Below are 25,535 nucleotides of genomic sequence, written 5' to 3'. Positions count from 1 at the left end.
ATTGAGAACAAAATAAGAACATGCTAAGCTGCGGGCATGTCTACAAACCTTCTTGGCCGCAAACCTGCGCGTGAGGCGCCGGGGCTGACCTTACACCCTCAGATCACTCTGCAGCTGGCCCGCGTGCATGAGGCCTGCGGCCCCGCCCGGCGCAGCTTTGCCATGTGGTTGGCCGGCCAGGCGCAGGGGCCGGTGCTGTGGATTTCTCCAGCTTGGGAGTCCGGCCAATTGAACCCGGACGGGATGATGCCCTTTGCCGATCCTGCCCGGTTCCTGTTCGTCCGCCCCACCCGCGCCGAAGACCTGCTGTGGTGCATGGAAGAGGCGCTGCGCAGCGGGGCCATTCCGCTGATCATCGGCGACCTGCCGGGCGCACCGGGGCTGACGCCGGTGCGGCGCATGCATCTGGCTGCTGAACAGGGTGGCACGATGGGGCGGGCGCCGCTAGGGCTGCTGCTGACGCCCGGCGACGGTGGCGCGCAGGGGGTCGAGACCCGCTGGCACATGGCCGCGAACCATCAGGGCGAGGCCCGCCGCTGGACCCTGACCCGCCGCCGCGCCCGCGCCCTGCCTCCGGTCAGCTGGCACGCCACCCAGATCAAACCGCGCGCCGGGCTGAATCTGACCCGGACCGAAGCCGAAGATGTTTTGGTGTGACACATCACGCAGTTCACGCAACTTGTGACTGGCAAAAGCCGGACCCCCGCCCTAGCGTGCCAGCATGGGCCATCCAATCCATGACAGCCGATATTCCTGGCTTCGCCTTCTGATCACGCTTGGCATCGCCATGGTGGCGAATGCCGGTATGTGGGCGGTGGTCGTGGTGATGCCCGCAATCGAGGTACAGTTCAACGCCGGAAGAGCCGAAGTGTCGATGCCCTACACGCTCGCCATGATCGGCTTTGCGTTTGGTAATATGTGGCTGGGGCAACTGGTGGATCGGCTGGGCGTGACCAAAGCGCTGATCGGGGCTTCTGTGCTAAGTGCAGTCAGCTATCTATTGGCGACATTGGCCCCGAACATGTTGATGCTCTCGGTGGCGCATCTATTGATGGGCTTGGGCGCATCCATCGGGTTTGGCCCCTTGATCGCGGACATTTCCCATTGGTTCATGCGGCGACGCGGGATCGCCGTCGCGCTGGTCGCCAGCGGAAACTACCTGTCTGGGGCCATCTGGCCCACCCTGCTGGCCGGAATTCTGGCCCGAGAAGGGTGGCAGCAAGTCTATCTGACATTGGCCATCGTGACACTGATCGTTGTTATACCTCTTTCCTTACTACTAGGTCGTAAGGTTCCGGACGAAGCCCACAGTACTGCAGCTGCTACTGCTCAAATAAATACGCGCAGCGTTGGAATACCTCCGCGCACCCTTCAATACATCCTGGGTCTGGCCGGGATCGGCTGTTGCGTAGCCATGTCCATGCCACAAGTTCATATCGTGTCCTATTGCGTCGGACTGGGCTATGGCCCTGCGGTCGGGGCCGAGATGTTGTCACTAATGCTGTTGGGTGGCGTCCTCAGCCGGATCGTTTCGGGGTTGGTCGCCGACAAGTTGGGTGGAATCAGGACCTTGCTTATCGGTTCTACACTGCAATGCATCGCCCTGTTTCTATTCCTGCCCTATGACGGGATGGTCTCGCTTTATGTCATCAGTATGCTGTTCGGGCTGGCGCAGGGTGGGATCGTGCCCAGCTATGCCTTAGTGGTGCGCGAATACATGCCCCCGAAAGAGGCCGGCGCACGGGTGGGGTTCGTCCTGATGATGACCATCATGGGTATGGCTTTGGGCGGGTGGATGTCCGGGTGGATATACGACGTGACGGGAAGCTATCAGTTGGCCTTCGTCAACGGCCTTCTTTGGAACGGGTTGAACATCGCCATCCTGCTGGTGCTGCTGCACCGCTCGCGCCCTCGCGGGCACGGGGCGTTGGCATGAGCCTGCTGTCCCGGCGCATCGTTCTGGCCGGGTTGGCCGCCTTGCCCATGGCGCGTCCAGCCCAAGCTGCGCTTACTCAATACGAGCTGGTGTCACAGGGCACATCCGTCGACTTTACCTTTGATCTGTCGGGCCTTGCACAATCCGGTACCATGCCAATCCAGTCGGCGGATATTCAGATCGACTTGAGCAATCTGATCAACAGCCGCGTCAGCGTGACCCTGAACGCGGCTGAAGCCCGCACCAAATTGCCCTTTGCCCGAACCGCAATGCTGAGCGCCGGGGTGCTGGACGTTGAGAACTTTCCAACCATTCACTTTACGTCAACCAAGGTGCAGCTTGGAGAAGGCGGTCGAATTTCGCGCGGTGCAGAGGTTACCGGAGACCTGACCCTGCGCGGTGTCACCCGCCCGATCACCCTGCAAGCCAACCTTCACCGACCGCCCGGCAGCGCCGCAAATATCCTGGATATGCTCTCGATCCAATTGACCGGCTCGCTCAACCGTCACGACTATGGGGCGTCCGGCTATGCCGATCTGGTACAGGACACCGTCGGGCTAGACATCCGGGCTGAAATCAAAAAAGCCGAATAGGCAAAAAACGACGTCCCCGCGTCGATTAGGCGCGCGCATCACCGGCAAAATTCGCCAAGGTGCCCCCATCATGCGTACGATCATTTCTTTTGCCGCCCTCTTTCTTTCAGTCATTCTGCTGCAACTTTCCACAGGTGGCGTCGGGCCGCTGGACGCCATCTCGGGCATTACACTGGAATTCACGACCGAGCAGATCGGTCTGCTGGGCTCGTCCCATTTCCTAGGCTTTTTCATTGGTTGCTGGTGGGCCCCGAGACTGATGGGGAATGTCGGCCACTCTCGCGCCTTCGCGGTCTGCACGGCTTTGGGTGCAATGGGGTTGATCGGGCATACCCTGACCGACAACCCCTATCTATGGGCCGCATTGCGGATCGCTTCGGGCACCTGTGTGGCGGGCTGCTATACCGTGATCGAGGCCTGGCTGAATGCCAAGGTCACCAACGAAACCCGTGGCCGGGCGATGGGGACCTATCGGTTCGTGGATATGGGGGCGTCACTGGGGGCACAGTTGATCATCGCCGTGCTGCCGCCCGCCTCATACGTGTCTTATAACCTGTTGGCGATTTTGTGCTGTGCCGCCCTGCTGCCGCTGACCCTGACCCGCGCCAGTCAGCCGATCACACCTAACGCCCCCCGCTTGCGGCCCAAACTGGCCTGGCGCAGTTCGCCCCTTGCTGTGGCAGGTGTGATTGTTGCGGCGCTCAGCTCAGCCTCGTTCCGAATGGTCGGTCCGGTTTATGGGCAAGAGGTCGGACTAGGCGTGGATCAGATCGCGTTCTTCCTGGCCTCATTTGTTCTGGGTGGGGCGCTGGCGCAATATCCGCTGGGATGGTTGGCCGACAAATTCGACCGGCGCTGGGTACTGATCTGGTTGTCCGGTGCTGCCGTGCTTAGCTGTGGCGTAACAATGGCCGCCAGCGGAACCGGCACCTTGGGCGTCATGCTGGCCGCTGCCATTTTTGGCCTGACAACTTTCCCGATCTTCTCGGTGTCATCGGCGCACGCAAATGACTTTGCTACCACCGAGGAACGGGTCGAATTATCAGCCGCTTTGATGTTCTGGTACGCGCTGGGGGCTATTGCTTCGCCCTACATTTCGTCCACCCTGATCCAGCAATTCGGTCCAAGTGCCCTGTTTGCCTTTGTGGCAGCCGGGCATCTGGTTTTGATCGTGTTTGGCCTGGCCCGGATGCGGTCCCGCCCAACACCGGACGAGCGGACCAACTATGTTTACGCCCCACGCACTTCGTTCACCATCGGGCGGTTGTTGAAAAAGTCGCGCGAAGATTAAAGGGCCGGGAAATCCCGGCCCCTTATTCCGTTATTGCTGTGTCGGCGGTGTTTCGTCTTCCACCACCTCGGCCACTTTGGCGGGTTCAACCGACTGCTCCAGCGCGCCGTTCACCACGCCACCGACGCCTTGCTCCATCGACAAACCAAGTTCTTCACCCAGCTTCTTGAGCGCGGGCATCTGCACCGCCATACCCATGATCGAATCCAGCGCCTGATTGACCACCGGCTTGTCGCCATTTGCAGCCCCGCCTCCATTGGCAGCGCCGATGCCGCCGACCTGATGGATCTTGATCGAGTCGATCTTTTCAGCCGGCTTCACCATTTCCGAGATGATCGACGGCATGGTTTCGATCCGGGTCAGATCAACCTTCATGCGGATCTGTTCGGGCGACAGGGCATTGTCTGCCTCAACAATCGCGCGCTTACCTTCCGCTTCGGCCAGCATGTCGTTCTTCTTGGCCTCGGCGCGGATATTCAGCGCGTCCGCTTCGGCCTGCGCTTCTTCACGGCGGGCTTCGGCGCGGTCGGCGGCGGCCTCTTTCTCGGCCTTTGCGGCCAAACGGATCGCGGTGGCCTGACGTTCGGCTTCACGCGTGGCTTCGATCAGTACGATCTGCTTTTGACGCTCGGCCTCGGCCACTTCGCGGGCAGTTGCCACGGCTTCGGTCGCCTTGGTTGCCTCGGCACGGGCAAGATCAGCAGAGGCACGCGCGCGGCTTTCCTCTTCGGATTTCTGCGCGATGATGATCTGGCGCTCTTGCTCGGCCACTTCCAGCTCCCGCTCTTTTGCGATCTCGGCATCGCGGATATTGCGCTCGCGTTCGATCTCAGCAGCACGGATGGCTTCTTCACGCGCGATCCGGGCGCGTTCGGTTTCGCGCACCGAGTCCTCGGTCCGGGCCGCAATCTCAGCCTCTTGCGCCACACGCAGGGTTTCAACCTGCTGCGTCTGCTCAATGCGTGCCTGCTCTTCGTCCTTTTCGATCAGCAGTTTCTGACGCTGAGCTTCCATCGCTGCACGACGTACTTCGACCTCAGCATCCGCATCAATCTGCGCACGCTCTTTTTTTGAGGTCGCAATGACCTCGGCCAGTTTGCGCATACCTACGGCGTTAAACGCGTTGTTCTCGTCCAACGCCTCAAACGGTGTCTGGTCCAGCGCCGTCAGCGAAACGGATTCCAGCGACAAGCCGTTCTTCAACAGGTCTTCGGACACCGCATTTTGCACCTCTTGTACAAAATCAGCGCGGTTTTCATGCAGACCATCCATGGTCATCTGTGCGGCCACAGCACGCAGACCGTCGATCAGCTTACCTTCGATCATCTCGCGCAGTTGCTCGACGTCAAAAGTGCGACCACCAAGTGTTTGAGCCGCGCGCGAAATACCTTCTTCGGTGGCCATGACCGAGACGTAGAATTCCACGCCAACGTCCACACGCATCCGGTCCTTGGTGATCAGAGCAGCCTCGCCGCTGCGCTGCACTTCAAGGCGCAAGGTCTTCATGTTGACCGGGCTGACCTCGTGCAGCAGCGGTACGATGATGACGCCGCCATCCATGATGACTTTCTTGCCACCTGCCCCGGTTTTCACCAGACTGACCTCTCGGGTCGCGCGGCGATACAGACGGCCAAGAACAAGGCCGACGAACAAAACGACTGCTAATAAGGTCACAACTGTGACGGCCAGGAATGGTAGTTCCATGCTAAATCCTCCAGGTTGGGGTTTGAATTTTGTTAGTCTGACAAGCCGACCAGAACGAACCGGTCACGCCGTCGGTCACGCAAAACCAGCACTTCGGTGCCTTGTTTCAGCGCATCCTTGTCCTGCAGCGGTTCGGCGCGAAGGTAGTGAGAGTTTCCAAAACGGTCGGTGACGCGGACCTCAGCCGGACGCCCGCGCGAGGCCGTTCCTTGCGTGATCACGCCACGACGGCGTGCAAGCATGCGTTCCGACATCGCCTCGGTCTCGGTTTTCGGCAACAGGCGGGCAAAGACACCACCAAAGCCGCGCGCAAACCACAGGGCAAAGGCACCGGCCGGAAGTGCCGCCATCCAGCTTGGCAGGTCAAAGCCCAGCAGATCGCGCAGCGCCAATTGCAGGCCAATTCCCGACAGGCCGAATCCAGCCAGCAGAACCGCCAGCCATATCATGAATGGCACCTTGCCGATCCCAAGCCACGCCAACGGACCCGAAGGGGCTGCGCCCGGTGCGTCCGCCTCAACCTCGGCCAATTCGAATTCGCCCAGATCAACATCCGCGTCGACATCGAGGTCAAAATCACCAATGTCCAGATCGGGACCGTCAACCACATCCAGGTCAACCTCGGCCTCGCCTGCCATAAGACTTCCGCCCAGAACCAATGCGATCAGTTCCAGCCCAAGAAGACCGAACAGAAGCGCAAGCGCCAGAGTAAAGGGCACAAACGCACCCTCAAGCAGAAAGTCGAACATCAGTAGACTGCCCTCATTTTGTGTATACTTTTGTATACATTAGATAGGTAGCGATAACATAAATTCAAGTAGCTGTGATTCCGTTATTCAACCTAGGGGTATTGTGGACCACCAGCCGGATGCAATCGTATTCCTCTGCTAGATGGATTTTCGGGGTTGTTGTTGTTTTAATTCGCCCCTGAGCAAAAGCCGGGCTTTTGCTGGCCTTCCACATAAGATAGACGGGCGCGCAGATAGATACGTGGAAACGCAAAATGGCTCGGATTCTCATCACCTCGGCGATCCCTTACATCAACGGGATCAAGCACCTCGGCAATCTGATCGGCTCGCAATTGCCTGCTGATCTGTACGCACGCTATCAGCGTGGCCGGGGAAATGAGGTCATGTTCCTGTGCGCCACGGATGAACACGGCACCCCCGCCGAACTGGCCGCCGCCAAGGCGGGTAAACCAGTGGCCGAATATTGCGCCGAGATGTACGGCGTTCAGGCCGACATCGCCAACCGCTTTGGTCTGAGCTTCGATCACTTTGGCCGTTCGTCCAGCGATCAGAACAAGAAGCTGACCCAGCATTTTGCAGGTAAGCTGGATGACGCCGGACTGATCCGCGAAGTCACGGAAAAGCAGGTTTATTCCAATGCCGATGGCCGCTTTCTGCCCGACCGTTATATTGAGGGCACCTGCCCCAATTGCGGCTATGAGCGCGCGCGCGGCGACCAGTGTGAAAACTGCACCAAGCAGCTGGACCCGACCGACCTGATTGAGCCGCGCAGTGCGATCAGTGGTTCGACCGATTTGGAGGTGCGCGAAACCAAGCACCTGTATCTGCGTCAGTCGGCCATGAAGGATCAACTGGACGCCTGGATTGACAGCAAGACCGACTGGCCGATCCTGACGACCTCCATCGCCAAGAAATGGCTGCACGATGGCGACGGTCTGCAAGATCGCGGCATCACCCGTGATCTGGACTGGGGCGTACCGGTCCAGAAAGGTGATCAGGACTGGCCGGGGATGGAGGGTAAAGTCTTCTATGTCTGGTTCGACGCGCCCATCGAATACATCGCCTGCGCCAAGGAATGGGCCGACGCAAACGGCAAAGCCGACGCCGATTGGCAGCGCTGGTGGCGCACCGACAAGGGAGCGGACGACGTGCGCTATGTGCAGTTCATGGGCAAGGACAACGTGCCCTTCCATACGCTGTCCTTCCCGGCCACCATTCTGGGTTCGGGTGAGCCGTGGAAGATGGTCGACCACCTGAAATCGTTCAACTACCTGAACTATGACGGCGGCCAGTTCTCGACCTCTCAGGGCCGCGGCGTCTTCATGGATCAGGCGCTTGAGATTCTGCCCGCTGATTACTGGCGCTGGTGGCTGCTGAGCCATGCGCCCGAAAGCAGCGACAGCGAGTTCACGTGGGAGAACTTCCAGCAATCTGTGAACAAAGACCTTGCGGATGTTCTGGGCAACTTTGTCAGCCGGATCACCAAATTCTGCCGGTCTAAATTCTCTGAGGCCGTGCCCGAGGGCGGTAGTTTTGGTGAACGTGAAAAGACCCTGATTGACGATCTCACAAAACGCGTTCGGGCCTATGAAGGACATATGGAGGCGATGGAGGTTCGCAAATCCGCGCAGGAATTGCGGGCGATTTGGGTCGCGGGCAACGAATATCTGCAGGCCGCTGCCCCTTGGTCAACCTTCAAAGAAGATCCAGAACAGGCCGCAGCTCAGGTACGTCTGGGGTTGAACCTGATCCGCCTGTATGCCGTTCTCAGCGCCCCTTTCATCCCCGAAACGTCGGCCCGGATGCTGAGCGCGATGAATACTCTGGACACCAGCTGGCCCGACGATGTCGCGGCTGCGCTGAACGCACTGCCCGCTGGGCATGCCTTTACGGTACCAGACGTGCTGTTCGCCAAAATCACTGACGAACAGCGCGAAGATTGGGAAAACCGGTTCGCCGGCGCGCGCGAATGATCCGATGCAACATCTGAATTTGGAAACGGGGGCCAAACGGTCCCCGTTTTCCGTTGTCTCAACTGAATCCAGCCATGCGACCGCAGGCAAATCGGCCTAAGTCGGCCTGTTGACGAGAAAATTCCCGCAAGTCTCTGCCCGTTCGTCGTATTCAAGAAGCTTGAGATATAATCCTAAAACGGTCATCCTGACCTGAATTCAGTCGACTCGCCGGGGCGACCAACCTGCCCGGGCGCAAAATCCTTATAATGAACGAGGCGCCTGCCATGTCCCTTGCATTGAAGAACTTGAATATCCGTTACAGCGGACCGGTCCAGGCCTTTGCTGTCTTGGTTTATCTGGGCATGGCACACACAGCCACAGCACAAGACCAAAGCGACGCCCCGCCGCCCAAAGTTTCGATCGCGGCTGCGTATACTGAGGAAATCACCGAAGAGGCCAGCTTTATCGGCCGCGCCGAGGCCCTGAACAAGGCCGACATCGTGGCGCGCGTCAGCGGGTTTCTGGAAAGTCAGAATGTCGAAGACGGCGCGCTGGTGAAACAGGGCGATTTGCTGTTCACTATTGAACCCGACCTCTATGAGGCGACGGTAGAGGCACGCAACGCCGACCTGGACAAGGCTGAGGCCAATCTGGAACTCGCCAAGGTCGAGCTGGCCCGCAAACAAGAGCTGTACGAACGAGACGCCACCCCTGAATCCGAACGCGATATCGCACGCGCAAATGAACTGGTGGCCGAAGCACAAGTCAAAGCTGCCAAAGCCGCGATCCAGCAGGCCGAACTTGATCTGAGCTACACCAAAATCCACGCCCCGTTTGACGGGCGCATTGGTCGGGTTGCAATCAGCGTCGGAGACGTGGTCGGTCCGAACAACCCGCCGCTGGTCAATATCGTCAGCGAGGCACCGATCTATGTGAATTTTTCACTGAATGAAAAGCAGTTTACCTCGGTTCTTGAAACCGTGGGTGAGAACCCCGCATCCCTAAGCGAAAGCGACAAAAGCCCGAATGTTCATATAGATCTGCCAAACGGCTCAGAACTAGACGAAACGGGCAAAATCGTGTTTGTCGACAACCGGATCGACCCTCTGACCGGTGCCATTACGATGCGTGCCGAATTCTCGAACGCCGACCGGTTGATCGTGGACGGTGCATTTCTGAACGTGCGGATCGAGGCCCTGCAACCTACGCTTGAGGTTCTGGTGCCACAGGCCGCACTGCAACGCGATCAGAGGGGTGAATTCGTTCTGGTCGTCAATGACCAGCAAATGGTCGAACAGCGTTATATCACCACCGGCGACAACGAAGGCACGGCGGTGATCGTCAAGGACGGCCTGCGCGAAGGCGAAAGCGTCATTGTCGAGGGCCTGCAAAGGGTTCGTCCCGGGGTTGCCGTCGATGCCGTCGTGGCATCTGAGCAGCCGGGAGAGTAACAGATGTTCTCAGCCCTGTTCATCAGCCGGCCCAAGCTGGCGCTTGTTATTTCGCTTGTCCTGACCATCATGGGCGCCATCGGCTATCTGGTTCTGCCAGTGGCCCAGTTCCCCGACATCACGCCACCGGTGGTCAGCGTAACGACCACCTATACCGGTGCCAACGCCGAGACCGTTGAAAACACCGTTGCCGCACCCATTGAGGCGCAGGTGAACGGTGTGGATGACATGATCTACATGACGTCCACGTCGGCCGATAACGGCTCGTATTCATTGAATGTCACCTTCGAGGTCGGCACCGATCCCGATATCGCCTCGGTGAACGTGCAAAACCGCGTGGCACAAGCGATGTCCTCGTTACCGGCCGAAGTGACATCTTCGGGCGTGGTGACGCAGAAGGCGTCCACCAACATGCTGCTGCTGGTGACGCTGACCTCGCCCGAGGGAACGTATGACAGCGTGTTTCTGTCGAATTATGCCTCGATCAACCTGAAAGACGCACTGGCGCGCGTTCAGGGCGTTGGTAAGGCGGACGTTCTGACCAATCTGGAATACGCCATGCGGATCTGGATGGACCCGGATCAAATGGCCGCGTTGTCCATTACTCCGGGCGACGTGATCAACGCCATCCGCGAGCAGAACGTCGAAGTATCGGCAGGTTCGATCGGTGCCCCACCAGTGCCCGAGGGGCAGACATTTCAGTACACAATCAAGACCAAGGGCCGCCTGACCTCGGCCGAGGAATTCGGCGAAATTGTCATCCGCACCGGCGATGCAGGATCTATCGTGCGGGTCAAAGATATCGCACGGGTGGAACTGGGTGCAGAATACTATGCGGCGTCCGGCTATTTCGATAGCGTTCCGGCCACCGTCATTGGTATATATCAGGCCCCTGGCGCAAACGCGCTGGCGGTTTCTGAACGTGTCGAGGCCGAATTGCAGCGGCTGTCTCGCAGCTTCCCCAACGATGTGGAATATGACGTTCCCTTCAACACCACCGACTTTGTCGAGCAATCACTGAACGACGTGGTGACGACCCTGATCTTGACGTTCACTTTGGTAATCTCGGTTGTGTTTGTCTTTCTGGGCAGTTGGCGGGCGACGATCATCCCGGCTGTTGCGATCCCGGTCTCTCTGATCGGTACATTCGCGTTTTTGCTGCTGTTCGGAATGTCACTGAACACGATCTCGCTGTTTGCGTTGGTTCTGGCCATCGGCATCGTGGTGGATGACGCGATTGTTGTGGTTGAAAACGTCGAACGGATCATCGCGGACGAAGGATTGCCCCCAGCAGAAGCAACCCGAAAGGCCATGGGACAGATCACCGGCCCAGTTATTGCTACCACGCTGGTTCTGCTGGCCGTGTTCGTACCGGTGACTTTCATGCCCGGTATCTCGGGGCGTCTGTATTCACAGTTCGCGGTAACCATCTCAACCGCCGTTGTGATTTCCTCGATCAACGCGCTGACCCTGTCGCCAGCCTTGTGCGGCCTTGTTCTGAAGGCGCGTTCGGGGCCACCCAAGGGGTTGCTGGCCGTGTTTGAACGCTTCATCGGCACAATCCGCAGCGGCTATGTCGCCATCGTGCGCAAACTGTTGATCCTACCGGTCGTCGGTCTGGGCGTTATCGTTGCGCTGGCGATGGGCACCGGGACCATCATGTCCAACACATCCAGCGGCTTCCTGCCGCTTGAGGATAACGGTTACCTGTTTGTCGACATTCAGCTGCCAGACGCGGCAACGCTGGAACGGACCGAAGTCGTCTCGGCCCGTGTGGATGATCAAATTCAGCAGATCCCCGGCGTTTCAAGTACCGTTCTGATCAACGGATTTTCGATCCTGAATGGCACCACCACAAATGGCGCGGCGATCTTTGTGAACCTCGAAAACTGGGATGATCGTCAGGACGATGACCTGAGTGCGGATGCTATTCTGCAAAAGGTTCTGGCGATTGCGTATGGGGAATCCGCCGCCTCGATCGTGGCCTTTAACCCGCCGCCTATTCAAGGCCTTGGCAATTCGGCCGGTGTCGAGATGGAGGTGCAACAAACCGGGGGCGGCACGCCTCAGGATCTGGCCTCGGCCGTGGGGTCGTTCGTCTACGCAGCGAACCAGCGGCCCGAAATCGGGCAGTCCTATACGACCTTCCGCGCAAACGTGCCGCAGTTATTCGTCGATCTGGACCGCGAAAAAGCCAAAACACTGCAAGTGTCCGTGGCCGAAGTGTTCCAGACCATGCAGGCGCAGTTGGGGTCGTACTACGTCAACGACTTCAACCTGTTCGGACGGGTGTATCGCGTGATGATCCAGGCCGATGGCAGCTATCGCGACAATGTCGAAGATATCTCGAACCTCTATGTCCGCTCGGAACAAGGTGAGATGGTGCCACTGGGCACGCTGATCGACGTGGAAAACGTGCTGGGACCAGTGCTGCTTAAACGGCACAACCTGTTCCGGTCGGCGACCGTTACAGCTGTGCCTGCGCCGGGTCTATCCACTGGCGATGCGATAAACGTGATGACCGAGGAATCGGCAACCGCCCTGCCCCCGGGATACGCGTTCGAATGGACTGGTACAGCGCAACAGCAGTTGGCCTCGGGCAGTCTGGTGATTGTGATCCTGGGGCTGGCGATCTTGTTTGGCTATCTGTTCCTTGTGGGGCAATACGAAAGCTGGTCGATGCCGGTGTCGATTCTGCTGTCGGTGATTGTGGCCCTGTTCGGGGCGGTGGCCGCCGTGGCCATCGTGGGCAGTGATATCAACCTCTACACACAGATCGGGATGATCATGCTTGTGGGGTTGGCATCGAAAAACGGCATTCTGATCGTTGAGTTCGCGATGGAGCAACGGGCCAATGGCCTTTCGATCCGGGATGCCGCCGCCGAGGCAGCCTATCAGCGTTTTCGCGCGGTGATGATGACCGCCCTGTCCTTCCTGCTAGGCGTTGTACCGCTGCTAGCAGCGAGTGGCGCGGGTGCGGCCAGCCAGAAAGCGATCGGTGTTGCCGTCTTTGGCGGGATGCTGGCAGCCACGCTGGTTGGTGTCATTCTGGTGCCGGTTCTTTATGCCCTGATGCAGAGTCTCAGGGAATGGGTCAAGGGCACCAAGAACGACCCCGATCCCTCGGAAGAAACAGCGTAATAATAAAAGCCCCGCCAAATCGGCGGGGCTTTTTCTTAGGCAGCAGCCTGAGCGCTGCGATGGTCCATCCAATCCTGTATCCGGGCGACCTGCTCAGCGCTCAGACGCAAGCCCAGCTTGTTTCGACGCCAGACGACATCCTCGGCCGTGCGGGCATATTCTTTATCCATCAGCCATTCCAACTCGCGCGCAGTCAGTGTGGCACCGAAGTCCTCTCCCAAGTCTTGGGCGGATTTCGCATCCCCTAGAATGATCCTGGCCTCGGTGCCGTAGGCGCTCACAAGACGCTCGGCCCAGGCGCGCTCCAAAAAGGCAAAGTCAGCTTCCAACCCAGCCACCAGATTTTGCACCCCGTCGACAGGGAAATCTCCGCCAGGCAAAGCCACACCAGCCGTCCAGGGACCGGGTAAGTCCGGAAAATGCTCGGCTGCTTTCTCCAACGCACTCTCGGCCAGACGTCGGTAGGTTGTGATCTTGCCGCCGAAGACATTCAGCACCGGTGCCCCGCCTTGCGCGTCCACTTTCAACGTATAGTCCCGAGTCGCGGCGGTGGCGCTACTGGCACCGTCATCGTACAGCGGGCGGACACCTGAGTATGTCCAGACGATTTCATCTCGCGTCACTGGCGTCTTGAAATATTTGGTCGCAAACGCGCACAGATATTCCTGTTCCGCCTCGGTACACACCGGAGATTCAGATGGATTCGGATGATCCTGATCTGTCGTGCCGATCAAGGTGAAATCACGCTCGTACGGGATGGCGAAAATGATGCGCCCATCCTCGCCCTGAAAAAAGTAACACTTGTCGTGGTCAAACAGCCTGCGGGTCACGATATGACTGCCCCGCACCAACCGGACGCCCTCGCGCGAATTCACGTGGATTTTCGATTGAATGATATCCCCAACCCAGGGACCACCAGCATTGATCAGCATTCTAGCCTTGATCACGCGTGTCTCGTCACTGTCGCGGTCCCGAACCGTCACCTCCCATAGGTCGTCTACGCGCTTCGCCGCCAGAACCTCGGTGCGAACCATAATATTAGCACCGCGTGCCGCGGCATCACGGGCGTTGAGAACGACAAGGCGCGAATCCTCGACCCAGCAATCGGAATACTCGTAGGCGGTCTCAAACTTGTCCTGCAGCGGTCGCCCTTCGGGTGCTGTTTTCAGGTTCAGAGACGCCGTGCCCGGTAGAATTTTACGCCCACCCAGGTGGTCGTACATGAACAACCCCAACCGGATCAGCCAGGCCGGACGACGACCCTTCATCCAAGGCATCACGGTGCTCAACAGGCGCGAGGTCGGCGTTTCGGAATCGAACCGCATGTCTGCGTGGTACGGCAGCACAAATCGCATCGGCCAGCTGATATGCGGCATCGCCTGCAGCAAGGTTTCACGTTCGATCAGGGCCTCGCGGACAAGGCGGAATTCAAAGAACTCCAGGTACCGCAATCCGCCGTGAAACAGTTTGGTCGACGCCGACGAGGTTGCCGAGGCCAGATCGTTCATCTCGGCCAGAGTCACCGACAGCCCGCGCCCCGCTGCATCGCGTGCGATGCCGCATCCATTGATGCCGCCGCCAATGATAAAAAGGTCTGAGATCTGGTCGTGTGACTGTTCCATATCTGGATGATTCCCGTTTGCCGAAAACGCGCGCTCATTAACCGTACAGGCCCGCGCTTCGTCAATGTTTGTTTTCGTTTTTGTTCGTTTTGCCACACAATATTCGCATTTTTGCGCATTCGCCCAGCAAATTATTGCAATTCAACAAAAACAGAACAAAAACGAACCCATCACAATTGGAGCCAACCGTGTCCCTTTCCTTTCGCCAGTCAGACATTCTGAACATCGCTAAACAAGATGGCCGCGTGATGGTCGAAGACCTGGCGCTGCGGTTTGATGTGACGGTTCAGACCATCCGCCGCGATCTTTCGGAACTTGCTGACATGGGCAAACTGGACCGCGTGCATGGTGGTGCTGTCCTTCGTTCGGGGGTGTCGAATATCGGGTATGAGGATCGCCGGGCGCTTCACGCAGACGCCAAGACGAGCATCGCGCAACTTTGCGCGCAGGATATTCCCGATGGCGCATCTGTGTTCCTGAACATCGGCACCTCGACCGAGGCTGTTGCCCGGCAATTACTGAACCACAAAGACTTGATGGTGGTGACCAATAACATGAACGTCGCCAATATTCTGGTCGACAACCCAAACTGTCAGATTGTTGTGGCGGGCGGTGTGCTGCGCCGTTCGGATGGGGGACTGGTCGGCAACCTGACGATTGCTACCATCGAACAGTTCAAGTTCGACTATGCCATCATCGGATGTTCGGCGTTGGATGCCGAAGGCGATCTGATGGATTTTGACTTTCAAGAAGTCCGGGTCAGTCAGACCATCATTGCCCAAGCCCGCCGAACCTGCGTGGTGGCCGATCACTCCAAATTCCAACGTTCAGCCCCCGCCCGAATTGCCTCATTGTCCGATGTCGATGTGTTCTATACCGACAAAGCCCTTCCCAATTCTCTGACCAAGAAATGTTCCGAATGGCGAACACAATTAAAGCTGTGCGCCTGACCCCAAGTAATTCGCATTAAACGGGAATTTCCTTCGCGACTTCTTGCCAGAACCAAATTCACCTGACACACTCCCCCATATTGCAATCGTCGCACGGGAGGGGAGAACCGAGCCATGATAGCGCTTTTATTTGCGTTACTTACAGCCACGATGGGACTGAATTACTTTAATCGGACAACAGCGGCCAATGTGCTGTTCTTTTTCACGCTGGCGTTGAGTGTGTATTGGCTGAAATTCCATGCCACCAGCCAACTGACGATCCAATTGTAAGGGGGCCGCGATGACACCGGAACTTTCACGCAATCTCAACGCTCTTGGTATGCTGGCTGTCAGTCTGGTGTTGGTGCTGGCCTATTTCTACCAGCTTAAACTCGATGAACTGCCCTGCCCTCTGTGCCTGTTGCAAAGGGTTGGACTGGTGGCCGTGGGCGTTGGTCTAGGCCTGAACCTGCTGTACGGAGCGCGGCCGCAGCACTATGCGATCATGCTGCTTGCGGCGCTGTTCGGCGGCAGCGTCGCCGTACGCCAGATTCTGCTGCATATCGTACCGGGCACAGGTCACTATGGGTCACCGGTTCTGGGGTTGCACTATTATACCTGGTCCGCGATCTGCTTTTTCCTGATCTTGCTGGGTACGGCCTGTATGCTGCTGTTTGACCGGCAATACGCCGAAAACACCCAACAGCCGCGTTTTGGTGGCAGCGTACTGGCCAAAAGCGCATTCTTTATCATGCTGGGGCTGGCGGCGCTGAATGCGGTCTCGACACTGGTGGAATGCGGGCCTGGAATCTGCGCAGACCCACCCACCAGCTACAAATTGATTGACGAACTGGGCACCGACGGCTGAGGATAGGACAACCTGCCCAAAAGGAGGCACGAGCATGGGACTATTGGGGCAGCCACTTGGCTACTATGACTACCTGACTTTCGTGGCATTGATCCTGCTTCTTGCGGCTGTGATGGCGCTGATCCTGTTCATCATGGGGTTACCGGGGCGGATCGCGATCAAACGCAATCACCCCCATGCCGAAGCCGTCAAGATCATGGGGTGGATGGGTTTTCTGGCTGTTGTGCCGTGGGTGCATGCCTTTATGTGGGCCTTCCACGATGGCGTCACAGTCGACATTCGGCGCACACCCGATGACGAAAAAGATGCGATCCGCAAGGAAATCAAGCGGTTGGGCGGAACGGTGAACGAAGAATACAGCGATCCGCTAGACCCTGACGAGACGCAGAAAAGCTAAGGCCAAAGGAAGTCACAGAATATGTTTGTCGCCCTCGGCATTACGCTGTTCTACATCATTTTCGTCTGGTTCATTTTCTTCAAAGCGAAGTTACTGAAGTTCAACATCACCTGGGGTGTCGTTTCATTCTGGGTCGGCGCGCATCTGCTGCTGATTTTCCTTGTCGCACTGCGCTTTTTTCAACCGTTTTCGCTCGACAGCCACGTAGTACGTTCGACCATCCAAATCGTGCCGCGACTGACTGAGCCGACGATCCTGACCGAGGTGCTGGTCGAGCCGAATACCGAAGTGAAAAAGGGCGATCCCCTCTATCGCTTTGACGACACGGTATTCGCTTTGGAAGTTGAAGAGGCGACCGCTCAGCTGGTGGCAGCCGAGCAGAATGCCAAAATCCTGGAACAGGACGTGATCGCGGCGTCCGAGGCCATCGAGCGCGCAAATGCGCAGCTGGCCTACGCGCTGACCCAACAGGCACGGTACGAGAACCTCGTGCCTGCTGGTGGCGCAAGGCAGGACGAACTGGATCGCTGGGATGAGCAGGTCACCGAGGATCAGGCACAGGTCAAAGAGGCCGAGGCCAATCTCGAAAAGGCCCAACTGGCGCTGGATTCCCAGATTGACGGGGTCAATACCGGCATTCTTCAGGCGCAGGCACAGCTAGATAAAGCCCAGTATTTTCTTGATAACACGACGATCTATGCACCCGAAGACGGCATGATCGTCTCGCAACAGGCGCGTCCCGGTCTGGTTGTTGGCGATATCCGGCTGGGTGCAATTGCCAGTTTCGTGACCAAGGACAATCCTTACATTCTGGCCACCTATCGTCAGCAGAACCTGAAATTTGTCGAGCCCGGTCAGGAGGTAGAAGTCGCGCTGGACCTTTATCCCGGCGAGATTCTAACCGGCAAGGTCGAAGCAATCTGGTGGGCTACGCGTCAAGGTCAGTACCTGCCCTCAGGCCGCCTGCCCGGCTTTGAGTTTCCAAAACTACCGGGTCGCATCGCGGTGCAGATCTCGGTCGACATCCCAGACAGTCACACATTTCCCGCCGGCGGCCACGCGGCGGTCGCCATCTACACCGGTCAGGGCAAAAGCTTTGAATTCCTGCGCCGCATCAATATCCGCCTGTATTCCTTCGCCAACTTCATCCGACCACTGGATATCTGAGGACACATGACATGACCCGGGCCAGACTTCACCGCAGATTGATCGGCACCGCCCTATGCGCGGCCCTGCTGGTCGGCTGCACGCCAGTTGGCCCGGATTTCGTGCGCCCGAACTCTCCGGTCGTGAAAGAATGGATCGAGGTGAACAGCCCCAGCGCCGGACCCAGCGGCCTAACCTCGCGCAGCGCGCCGGTGGTGAAATGGTGGGAGACGTTTAACGACCCCATCCTGAACAAACTGGTGGCCGAGGCTTATGCCCAAAACCTTGATCTACAGGTGGCAGGTGCCCGTGTCCTGCAGGCTCGCGCGCAGTTGGGGATTGCGTTCGGCGAGCTGTATCCGCAATCGCAAGCCATCGGCGGATCAATCGAGCGGCGCCAAATCAGTGACAATCTTGGGCCGATTTCGGATGTAAATCGGATCATCCCCTTAGATACCGAGTTTTCGACATCTCAGGTCGGGTTCGATGCGCAATGGGAGCTGGACGTCTGGGGTCAGCAAAGGCGCGGCGTTCAGGCGGCGCGGTCCAATCTGGCGCTGCAGGTGGCGAATTACGACGACGCCCTGGTGACGCTGACCGGCGACGTCGCCGCCTTGTACGTGAACATCCGCGCTTTGCAGGAATCTCTGGCGGTCGCGCGTGAGAACATTCAGCTGCAACAGGCGTCTGCTGATCTGACGCAATTGCGCTTTGACAACGGTGTGACGACCGAGCTGGACGTGCAGGAATCCACTGCCCTGCTGAACAACACCAAGGCGCTGGTCCCAGAGATTGAAAGCGACTTGCAGCAAGCCAAAAATGCGCTGGCTGTGTTGCTGGGGGCAACGCCCTCGCGAATGACCAGTCTGCTGGGTAATTCGGGGCGCATCCCTTCAGCCCGGTCGAATGTTGCCGTGGGTGTTCCGGCCGAGCTGCTGCGTCGCCGTCCCGATGTCCGCGCGGCCGAGTTGGCGGCGGCAACGCAATCGGCCGAGGTCGGCATTGCGATGGCTGATCTGTACCCGCAATTCATTCTGTCAGGGTCCATCGGCCTGCAAGCCTCGGGCGGGCGGGATTTGTTTTCCGCAGCCAGCACGACCAGTCTGGCCAATGCAGGTGTGGTCTGGAACGTGCTGAACTACGGCCGGATCAAGAACAACGTCCGTGCGCAAGACGCGGCTTATCAAGCGCTGATCGCCAACTACCAAAACACTGTTCTAACCGCCTATTCCGAGGTGGAAAGCGCGATGGTCGCCTACGCCCAATCGCGCAAGCAGGTGGGCTTTTACGAAAACAGCGTCACAGCGTCTCGCAAGGCCGCCCAGATTTCGGTGGACCAATATCGCGATGGAATTGCCGATTATTCCCGCATCCTGAACACTCAGACCGCGTTGCTGCGGTCGCAGGCCAATCTGATCGAGGCGCGGCAACAGGTCTCAAGCAATCTGGTTGCCGTGTACAAGGGGCTGGGTGGCGGCTGGCAGATTCGCCAAAATCAGGAATTCCTGCCTGAAACCGTGCTGGCCGAGATGGCATACCGCACCGATTGGGGCGACCTGCTGCAACAAGACCCAACGCGGGCAAGCCTCAACTAATCGCTATTTGGTCAATCCGCGCAGCCCGCCGGAAATCAGGATGTTCACTTCATACAGGATGCGCGGCGCTGCAAAACCGCCCGGGCTGGCCAGATAATTCGGGCTCCATTCCGGGTCGAACTTCTGCTTGAAGGATCGCAATCCTTCAAAGTGATAAAACTGTTCGCCATGCTCATAGACGAACCCGCCGACACGGTTCCAGAACGAAGCCAGTTGCCGGTTCTCGATCCCCGAAAACGGCGCCGCGCCCAGCGAGAACCAGTGGAACCCCTGCTCTGCTCCCCACGACATCATCTCGGCAAACAGCGCGTCCATAATGAAGTTCGAGCCGTCAGGTTCGTAACGCATCAAATCCAGCGACAGTTCAGATTTATGGCCGCCTTGGAACAGATTGGCAAAAGCCACGATCTTGCCTGTGTCCCCATTTCGCAGCACGGCAAAATCGAAATAGGACAGGTAGTCATCGTCGAACCCGCCAAGGGCAAATCCCTTTTCCTCACCCGCTTTATGCTCGAGCCAGTCATCGGAAATTTTGCGTAGCTCCGGCAGGACCGGAGTCAGTTCTTCCTTCGGGATGATCTCGAACACATACCCTTCACGCTCGGCCCGGTTTTTGGCCTGACGGAACCGTTTCCGGGATTTGCCATCCAGCGAGAAATCTTGCAGCGGCACCCGCGCGACCTCACCGATTTTCAAGATGGACAGACCCAGATCCAGAAAGGTTGGCAGATATTTGGTAGAAACGCTGTAAAACGCACAGAGCTTGCCCTCGCGATCCGCCATTTCGCGCAGCTGCCAGATCAGTTGTTGACCGGCTTTTTCATCGCCAACCGGCTCTCCCTTGGTGATTAAAGCGTTGCCGGTGTCGGCATAAGCAAGAAACGCGGATTCATCGGGCGCGATCAGAAACTGCTTGTCACCGGTCAGTGAAATCTGCGCTTCGGTATCTTCGCTTTCCAATGCCAACCGTTCGACGGCAGGCGGTATTTCTGTGCGTACCGGTTCAGGGATTTCACGCCCGAATAGTGAGTTCACAGCCACCACACCAAGTATGACCGCTACCACCAGGCTGGAACGCAGGAACCGTGAGGCGTCGCCGCTCCACGCGAAATCCCACCACAGGGCGTTCTGGTATTCGACATGCGAATAGGCAAACAGCCCGATCCAGAAAATGACCGCCAACAGGGCCACTACGCTGACCAGCCACGGGATGTTCAGCCGAAAAATCGACGCGCCGCTGACCCGGTAAAACGCACCCCGGAATGTGGCCAGCACCGCGATTGAGGCCAGCATGCCGATCGCCTCGTGCGTATCCAACCCCTTGGTCAACGAGGCAACGAAACCGGCCACCATCAGCAACATCGCCACGATCCAGGCACGATAAAGTTTGCGGAACAAACCGCGCGAAATCAGGATCAGAAGAACACCTATTGCACTGCCTGCCAGATGTGAGGCTTCGACAAAGGACAAAGGCAGAAAATCTCGCAAAACACCAAGGCTTTGACTGCTGGACGGTAAGGCCCCGGACACCAACAGGATGATCCCGGCAACCGCCGTCACGCCTGCGGCAACCATCGGCACAATCGGCCGGATCGCGCGATAGACCCACGTGGCCGCGCCACTGATATGGTGGCGATGCGTCAGCGCCGAGGCCACAGCAATCGACACGCTGGCAATGACAAAAGGCAGAAATGTGTAGACCAGACGATACAGCAGCAAGGCCGCGATTACGTCAGACCGGCCAGAGGCACCCAAACCTGCGATCAATGTCGCCTCGAACGCGCCAATGCCGCCCGGCGCGTGACTTACGATCCCAACGGCAATAGCCCCAATAAAGATCGTGAAGAAATAGGGGTAGCCGACCCCAAGGTCATCGGGCATCAGGGTATAAAGCACCATCGAAGCGCCAAACAGGTCCCCGATCGCGGCCAGCGTTAGCAAGCCTGCCAGTTTGCCGCCAGGCAGGTTGAACCCAAATCCGCCATAGGCCAGTTTGCGCCCGCCCCGCGCGAGCCAGAGGAACAAGGCCACCAGCGCGGCCAGCAGGCACAGACCGATTATCGTCTCAGTCGTGTCGCTGATCGGCAGAACATTTGAAATACCATCGGGATGCAGGGTAAGCAGTATGCCCAGCAACAGCACCAGCCCGGACCAGAACGCGATCCAAGAGGTCGCGATGACCCCGGCAACCCGGCTTAGGTCCAACCCAAGCGAGGCGTATATGCGATAGCGGATCGCCGTTCCGGTAATGTAGGAAAAGCCAAGGCAGTTCGATACGGCATAGCCACTGGCTCCGGCCATGCCAGCTACGGTCAGGGGAACCTCTCCGTCCGCCACGCTTTGCACGGCCAGCACGTCGTACATGGACAAGGACAAAAAGCTGAAACAGGTCCAGCACAGGGCGATGAACATCAGTTTCCAGGATGTATTTGCCACATCCACCTGAACATCGGCCCATTTCACGTGCTGGGACAGTTCGTGCAGTACGACCAGCGCAATCAACGTCACCAGGATCGGAACCGCAATTCTGACCGCGGGCTTTTCAAGGAACCCGGTGACCCGCTCGGCCAGACGAACGGCCCAAAGCTCTTTGTCAGTCTCCTGCGTGGTCATGGTTCCCCCCTGCTCCGAGGCACTGCAACGATCCTGTGCGTGGATCGGCGACGCAGGGCAACCTTGGCACAATTTCCTTGAACGTCAAAGCACTACAAGGGATCAGACCCGCCCTTTACGCGTGGACAGCAACAGATTGGTCTCGGACCGCGTTATCCCCTCCATCCGCCGGATCTGAAACAAGACCTCGTCCAGTTCCGCCAAAGTTTCGGTGCCGATCTCAGCAATCAGATCCCAACTGCCGTTGGTCGTATGCACGGCGCGCACTTGGCGCAGGGCCGCGATTCTGGCCATCGTGCGTTCGGTCCCGCGGCCTTCGATCTCAAGCATCATAAGGCCCCGCACCGGGCTTTCCGCCACATCCAAACGGGTCAGGACGGTAAAGCCCACAATCTCACCCGATTGTTTCAGACGCTGCAGGCGGCTGCGCACCGTAGTGCGGGTGACACCCAGCGTCTCGGCCAGTTCAGACAGCGAGGCCCGCGCGTCCCGGTGCAGCGCATTCAGCAACCTACTGTCCAAATCGTCCATAGTCATTTCTCATTTCGCTTATTGAGGTTTCATTTTGAACATTTTGCTCTCTTTTCGCAACCCACCCTGCGGAACTAAACAAACATATGGACAACAAACACGTAATATTGGTCGGCGCCCCGATGGACGCTGGCAAGCGTCGTCAGGGCTGCCGAATGGGGCCTGACGCCTATCGAGTGGCCGGTCTGGATCAGGCTTTGGCCAATCTGGGTCATCAGGTTTCAGACATTGGCGATGTCCAGCCGGACAGCACGGATGTGGCTGAGGACACACTTCTGTTCGCCCTGCCCGAGGTTATCGGCTGGACCAACGCGCTAAGCCGTGCGGCGCAGGAAACTGCCCCCAAGGGTCTGCCGATCTTTATGGGCGGCGACCACGCGCTGTCGATGGGAACCGTTGCAGGGATGGCCGCCCATGCCCAGCAGATCGGACGCCCTCTGTTCGTGCTTTGGCTGGATGCCCATAGCGACTTTCACACCCCCGACAGCACTGGCAGCGGCAACCTGCACGGTACTCCTGTCGCCTATTTCACAGGCCAGGCGGGTTTTGATAATTTCCCAACCGTACCCGCCCCGGTTCCAACAGATCGCGTGGGCATGATTGGCTTGCGCTCGGTCGATCCTGCCGAGCGCGCACGGCTTGAGGAAGATCACGCCATGCTGGCCGATATGCGCAGTATTGACGAACACGGAATCAAAGCCCCATTGAACGCGTTTCTTGATCGGGTCCGGGCGGAGAATGGCATCCTGCATGTCTCGCTGGATGTCGACTTTCTTGATCCATCGATCGCCCCTGCCGTCGGCACCACCGTCCCCGGCGGCGCGACCGAACGCGAGGCGCATCTGGTGATGGAGTTGCTGCACGAAAGCGGCCATGTCTGCTCTTTGGACCTGGTCGAGCTGAATCCGTTTCTGGACGAACGCGGCCGTACCGCAAAACTGATGGTCGATCTGGCCGCCTCCTTGCTGGGCCGCCGCATTTTTGACCGCCCAACACGGAGCTTCTGATGCACTCTCTGCAGGCCCCCCCTGCCGTCGTGATGATCCGGCCCCACGCGTTTGCTTCTAACCCTGAGACGCGCGACGACAATGCGTTCCAGACTTTGGCCAACCGCTCGGCCGCGGCCACATCTGCTCAGGCGCGCGATGAACATGACCAGGTGGTCGCATTGCTGCGCGATGCGGGTGTAAAGGTTCATGTCTTCGACGATCACGGGGACTTCGACACACCCGACAGCGTATTTCCGAACAACTGGTTCTCGACCCATCCCGGCGGGCATGTGGCGATCTATCCGATGTTTGTACCGTCGCGCAGGCGGGAACGCCGCGCGGACGTCATTGAAATGCTGAAACAGGAATACCGTGTTCAGGACGTGATCGACTATTCCGGGCTTGAACAGGACAAACTGGCGCTGGAAGGCACCGGAGCAATGGTTCTGGACCACGTCGGCCGCGTCGCTTACACAGTCAAATCCAACCGTGCCGATCCCGTTTTGTTGGAGCGTTTCTGCACCCATTTCAATTATGAGCCTATTGTGTTCGAAGCACATGATGCCGAAGGGCGAGATGTCTATCACACCAATGTTCTGATGGGCATCGGCAGCGAGTACGCGCTGATCTGTCTGGACATGATCACCGATCCGGAACGGCGCGCGACCGTAAAAGCCCGGTTGGAAGAATCCGGTCGCACGGTCATTGACCTGACCCACGAACAGATCGCCGAATTTGCGGGCAATGCCATCGAACTCAGCGGTCGGGATGGCCTGGTTTTGGCGCTGTCGAGCCGGGCGCTTGCCGCCCTGACCCCGGCTCAACTCGCAACAATCGAAGCCAGCGCAACGCCGCTGCCGCTGTCGGTTCCCACAATTGAAACTGCCGGTGGATCCGTGCGCTGCATGATTGCAGGCATCCACCTGTCCCGTCGATAGGAGACCCCAATGCAACCATCTGAAAAGGCGCTTGTGCCCTTTGTATCCGTCGACAACATGATGCGTCTGGTGCATCACGTCGGGCTTGAGAAGATGATCACCCAAATCGCGGCCCAGATCGAAGCCGATTTCAAGCGTTGGGAGAGCTTCGACAAAACCCCGCGCATCCCGGCCCACTCGCCGCATGGCGTGATCGAATTGATGCCCACCTCGGATGGTGAGGCCTACGGATTCAAATACGTGAACGGTCACCCCAAGAACACCTCCGAAGGGCTGCAGACCGTGACCGCTTTTGGCCTGCTGGCTGATGTCTACACCGGTTACCCCACCCTGCTGACTGAGATGACGATGCTGACGGCACTGCGTACGGCGGCGACCTCGGCCCTTGTGGGCAGCTATCTGGCGCCGAAGTCTTCGTCGGTGATGGCTATGATCGGCAACGGTGCTCAGTCGGAATTCCAATGTCTGGCTTTCAAGGCCATGTGCGGGATTGATACGGTTCGTTTGTATGACACCGATCCGAATGCCACCAAGAAATGTGCCGCAAACCTTCAAGGCAAAGGACTGACAGTAGTGCCCTGCAAAACGGCCGAAGAGGCCATCGAAGGCGCACACATCATCACGACCTGCACCGCCGACAAGAAATACGCCACGATCCTGACTGACAACATGGTCGGCCCCGGCGTTCACATCAACGCCATCGGCGGAGACTGTCCCGGCAAAACCGAATTGCATCGTGATATCCTGTTGCGGTCGGAAATCTTCGTGGAATACCCCGAGCAGACCCGTATCGAAGGTGAGATTCAGGCGCTGGACGACACCCATCCGGTGACCGAAATGTGGCAGGTCATGACCGGCCAGGCCAAAGGGCGCAGCGATGATCGTCAAATCACTCTGTTCGACAGCGTCGGCTTTGCGATCGAGGATTTCTCGGCCCTCCGCTACATCAAGTCCGCGATCAAGGACACTGATTTCTTTGAACCTTTGGACATGCTGGCCGATCCTGATGATCCGCGCGACCTGTTTGGAATGCTGATGCGGGCAAGCTAAAGAACCCGCAAATGGCATTACCTCGCCCCCGGTTCAT

Annotated in this window: 21 protein-coding genes; 16 read left to right on the top strand and 5 right to left on the bottom strand. The window is 58.3% G+C overall.

Translation table 11 applies throughout. The features are described from left to right. Positions 1 to 36: 36 nt before the first annotated feature. The 4 genes from ACR0B0_RS03440 to ACR0B0_RS03425 all read left to right on the top strand — a co-directional run bounded on the left by ACR0B0_RS03440 (position 37) and on the right by ACR0B0_RS03425 (position 3,820). Positions 37 to 657, top strand: a complete 621-nt coding sequence (locus ACR0B0_RS03440; protein WP_170348447.1) for an ImuA family protein — start codon at positions 37 to 39, stop codon at positions 655 to 657. A gap of 64 nt (positions 658 to 721) precedes the next feature. Then, positions 722 to 1,936: an MFS transporter gene (locus tag ACR0B0_RS03435; protein ID WP_170348446.1), complete on the top strand. Its 1,215-nt coding sequence runs from the start codon at positions 722 to 724 to the stop codon at positions 1,934 to 1,936. Beyond that, positions 1,933 to 2,529 carry a YceI family protein gene (locus ACR0B0_RS03430; protein ID WP_480646423.1) on the top strand — a complete coding sequence of 199 codons (597 nt, stop codon included), beginning with the start codon at positions 1,933 to 1,935 and terminating at the stop codon, positions 2,527 to 2,529. Before ACR0B0_RS03435 ends, ACR0B0_RS03430 begins: the two co-directional genes overlap by 4 nt. A 70-nt stretch (positions 2,530 to 2,599) precedes the next feature. Next, positions 2,600 to 3,820 (top strand): MFS transporter, encoded by a 1,221-nt coding sequence (locus tag ACR0B0_RS03425; RefSeq protein WP_170348444.1) that lies wholly within the window; start codon positions 2,600 to 2,602, stop codon positions 3,818 to 3,820. 30 nt (positions 3,821 to 3,850) lie between these two features. On the opposite strand, the gene ACR0B0_RS03420 is transcribed toward ACR0B0_RS03425, so the two are convergent. Then, entirely contained in the window at positions 3,851 to 5,524 is a 1,674-nt protein-coding gene (locus tag ACR0B0_RS03420) for a flotillin family protein (protein WP_480646421.1), read from the bottom strand. Positions 5,525 to 5,556: 32 nt separating this feature from the next. Further along, positions 5,557 to 6,273: an OB-fold-containig protein gene (locus tag ACR0B0_RS03415; RefSeq protein WP_480646419.1), complete on the bottom strand. Its 717-nt coding sequence runs from the start codon at positions 6,271 to 6,273 to the stop codon at positions 5,557 to 5,559. Between the two features lie 254 nt (positions 6,274 to 6,527). Between ACR0B0_RS03415 and metG the strand changes: the two genes are divergently transcribed. From metG to ACR0B0_RS03400, 3 genes are all read left to right on the top strand, one after another. Next, a complete protein-coding gene (gene metG / locus ACR0B0_RS03410; RefSeq protein ID WP_480646418.1) occupies positions 6,528 to 8,246 on the top strand; it encodes a methionine--tRNA ligase in 1,719 nt (572 codons plus the stop codon). 266 nt (positions 8,247 to 8,512) lie between these two features. Beyond that, a complete protein-coding gene (locus tag ACR0B0_RS03405; RefSeq protein WP_480646417.1) occupies positions 8,513 to 9,679 on the top strand; it encodes an efflux RND transporter periplasmic adaptor subunit in 1,167 nt (388 codons plus the stop codon). A 3-nt stretch (positions 9,680 to 9,682) separates the two neighbouring features. Then, positions 9,683 to 12,820, top strand: a complete 3,138-nt coding sequence (locus ACR0B0_RS03400) for an efflux RND transporter permease subunit (RefSeq protein ID WP_480646416.1) — start codon at positions 9,683 to 9,685, stop codon at positions 12,818 to 12,820. Between the two features lie 35 nt (positions 12,821 to 12,855). Here ACR0B0_RS03400 and glpD read toward each other — a convergent pair whose 3' ends face one another. Then, complete coding sequence (glpD, locus tag ACR0B0_RS03395) at positions 12,856 to 14,442, bottom strand: glycerol-3-phosphate dehydrogenase (protein ID WP_480646415.1); 1,587 nt, start codon at positions 14,440 to 14,442, stop codon at positions 12,856 to 12,858. A 188-nt stretch (positions 14,443 to 14,630) separates the two neighbouring features. Here glpD and ACR0B0_RS03390 point away from each other — a divergent pair, with 188 nt between their 5' ends. The 6 genes from ACR0B0_RS03390 (at position 14,631) to ACR0B0_RS03365 (ending at position 19,377) form a co-directional block, all read left to right on the top strand. Further along, positions 14,631 to 15,392, top strand: coding sequence for a DeoR/GlpR family DNA-binding transcription regulator (locus ACR0B0_RS03390; protein WP_170348437.1), 762 nt, complete (start codon positions 14,631 to 14,633; stop codon positions 15,390 to 15,392). Between the two features lie 114 nt (positions 15,393 to 15,506). Next, positions 15,507 to 15,662 carry a DUF5993 family protein gene (locus tag ACR0B0_RS03385; RefSeq protein ID WP_170331252.1) on the top strand — a complete coding sequence of 52 codons (156 nt, stop codon included), beginning with the start codon at positions 15,507 to 15,509 and terminating at the stop codon, positions 15,660 to 15,662. 10 nt (positions 15,663 to 15,672) lie between these two features. Next, positions 15,673 to 16,239, top strand: coding sequence for a disulfide bond formation protein B (locus ACR0B0_RS03380; protein ID WP_170348436.1), 567 nt, complete (start codon positions 15,673 to 15,675; stop codon positions 16,237 to 16,239). A gap of 34 nt (positions 16,240 to 16,273) precedes the next feature. Continuing rightward, positions 16,274 to 16,636, top strand: coding sequence for a DUF3302 domain-containing protein (locus ACR0B0_RS03375; RefSeq protein WP_170348435.1), 363 nt, complete (start codon positions 16,274 to 16,276; stop codon positions 16,634 to 16,636). Between the two features lie 21 nt (positions 16,637 to 16,657). Continuing rightward, the gene (locus tag ACR0B0_RS03370; protein ID WP_480646413.1) at positions 16,658 to 17,803 is read left to right on the top strand and encodes an HlyD family secretion protein; all 1,146 of its coding nucleotides are present in this window, start codon (positions 16,658 to 16,660) and stop codon (positions 17,801 to 17,803) included. Positions 17,804 to 17,814: 11 nt separating this feature from the next. Then, complete coding sequence (locus ACR0B0_RS03365) at positions 17,815 to 19,377, top strand: efflux transporter outer membrane subunit (protein ID WP_480646411.1); 1,563 nt, start codon at positions 17,815 to 17,817, stop codon at positions 19,375 to 19,377. 3 nt (positions 19,378 to 19,380) lie between these two features. Here ACR0B0_RS03365 and mprF read toward each other — a convergent pair whose 3' ends face one another. Continuing rightward, positions 19,381 to 21,990, bottom strand: a complete 2,610-nt coding sequence (gene mprF, locus ACR0B0_RS03360) for a bifunctional lysylphosphatidylglycerol flippase/synthetase MprF (RefSeq protein WP_170374940.1) — start codon at positions 21,988 to 21,990, stop codon at positions 19,381 to 19,383. 102 nt (positions 21,991 to 22,092) lie between these two features. Further along, the gene (locus tag ACR0B0_RS03355; RefSeq protein WP_058280995.1) at positions 22,093 to 22,521 is read right to left on the bottom strand and encodes an Lrp/AsnC family transcriptional regulator; all 429 of its coding nucleotides are present in this window, start codon (positions 22,519 to 22,521) and stop codon (positions 22,093 to 22,095) included. Positions 22,522 to 22,607: 86 nt separating this feature from the next. On the opposite strand from ACR0B0_RS03355, the gene rocF reads away from it, so the two are divergent. The 3 genes from rocF to ACR0B0_RS03340 are packed head-to-tail and all read left to right on the top strand — an operon-like array spanning position 22,608 to position 25,498. After that, positions 22,608 to 23,528, top strand: coding sequence for an arginase (rocF, locus tag ACR0B0_RS03350; protein WP_480646409.1), 921 nt, complete (start codon positions 22,608 to 22,610; stop codon positions 23,526 to 23,528). Then, a complete protein-coding gene (gene ctlX / locus ACR0B0_RS03345; RefSeq protein WP_480646407.1) occupies positions 23,528 to 24,448 on the top strand; it encodes a citrulline utilization hydrolase CtlX in 921 nt (306 codons plus the stop codon). The genes rocF and ctlX overlap by 1 nt, the downstream gene beginning before the upstream one ends. Positions 24,449 to 24,457: 9 nt before the next feature. Beyond that, positions 24,458 to 25,498, top strand: coding sequence for an ornithine cyclodeaminase (locus ACR0B0_RS03340; RefSeq protein WP_480646405.1), 1,041 nt, complete (start codon positions 24,458 to 24,460; stop codon positions 25,496 to 25,498). The last annotated feature ends 37 nt before the right edge of the window (positions 25,499 to 25,535 follow it).

This window comes from Ruegeria sp. BA12, from assembly GCF_056539625.1.
The sequence above is the reverse complement of the archived record's forward strand: the minus strand, read 5'-3'. Positions and strand labels throughout refer to the sequence as shown.

Coding starts and splice junctions, on each gene's coding strand:
- ACR0B0_RS03440 (WP_170348447.1), top strand. CDS start 37: ATGTCTACAAACCTTCTTGGCCGCAAACCTGCGCGTGAGGCGCCGGGG.
- ACR0B0_RS03435 (WP_170348446.1), top strand. CDS start 722: ATGGGCCATCCAATCCATGACAGCCGATATTCCTGGCTTCGCCTTCTG.
- ACR0B0_RS03430 (WP_480646423.1), top strand. CDS start 1,933: ATGAGCCTGCTGTCCCGGCGCATCGTTCTGGCCGGGTTGGCCGCCTTG.
- ACR0B0_RS03425 (WP_170348444.1), top strand. CDS start 2,600: ATGCGTACGATCATTTCTTTTGCCGCCCTCTTTCTTTCAGTCATTCTG.
- ACR0B0_RS03420 (WP_480646421.1), bottom strand. CDS start 5,524: ATGGAACTACCATTCCTGGCCGTCACAGTTGTGACCTTATTAGCAGTC.
- ACR0B0_RS03415 (WP_480646419.1), bottom strand. CDS start 6,273: ATGTTCGACTTTCTGCTTGAGGGTGCGTTTGTGCCCTTTACTCTGGCG.
- metG (WP_480646418.1), top strand. CDS start 6,528: ATGGCTCGGATTCTCATCACCTCGGCGATCCCTTACATCAACGGGATC.
- ACR0B0_RS03405 (WP_480646417.1), top strand. CDS start 8,513: ATGTCCCTTGCATTGAAGAACTTGAATATCCGTTACAGCGGACCGGTC.
- ACR0B0_RS03400 (WP_480646416.1), top strand. CDS start 9,683: ATGTTCTCAGCCCTGTTCATCAGCCGGCCCAAGCTGGCGCTTGTTATT.
- glpD (WP_480646415.1), bottom strand. CDS start 14,442: ATGGAACAGTCACACGACCAGATCTCAGACCTTTTTATCATTGGCGGC.
- ACR0B0_RS03385 (WP_170331252.1), top strand. CDS start 15,507: ATGATAGCGCTTTTATTTGCGTTACTTACAGCCACGATGGGACTGAAT.
- ACR0B0_RS03380 (WP_170348436.1), top strand. CDS start 15,673: ATGACACCGGAACTTTCACGCAATCTCAACGCTCTTGGTATGCTGGCT.
- ACR0B0_RS03375 (WP_170348435.1), top strand. CDS start 16,274: ATGGGACTATTGGGGCAGCCACTTGGCTACTATGACTACCTGACTTTC.
- ACR0B0_RS03370 (WP_480646413.1), top strand. CDS start 16,658: ATGTTTGTCGCCCTCGGCATTACGCTGTTCTACATCATTTTCGTCTGG.
- ACR0B0_RS03365 (WP_480646411.1), top strand. CDS start 17,815: ATGACCCGGGCCAGACTTCACCGCAGATTGATCGGCACCGCCCTATGC.
- mprF (WP_170374940.1), bottom strand. CDS start 21,990: ATGACCACGCAGGAGACTGACAAAGAGCTTTGGGCCGTTCGTCTGGCC.
- ACR0B0_RS03355 (WP_058280995.1), bottom strand. CDS start 22,521: ATGGACGATTTGGACAGTAGGTTGCTGAATGCGCTGCACCGGGACGCG.
- rocF (WP_480646409.1), top strand. CDS start 22,608: ATGGACAACAAACACGTAATATTGGTCGGCGCCCCGATGGACGCTGGC.
- ctlX (WP_480646407.1), top strand. CDS start 23,528: ATGCACTCTCTGCAGGCCCCCCCTGCCGTCGTGATGATCCGGCCCCAC.
- ACR0B0_RS03340 (WP_480646405.1), top strand. CDS start 24,458: ATGCAACCATCTGAAAAGGCGCTTGTGCCCTTTGTATCCGTCGACAAC.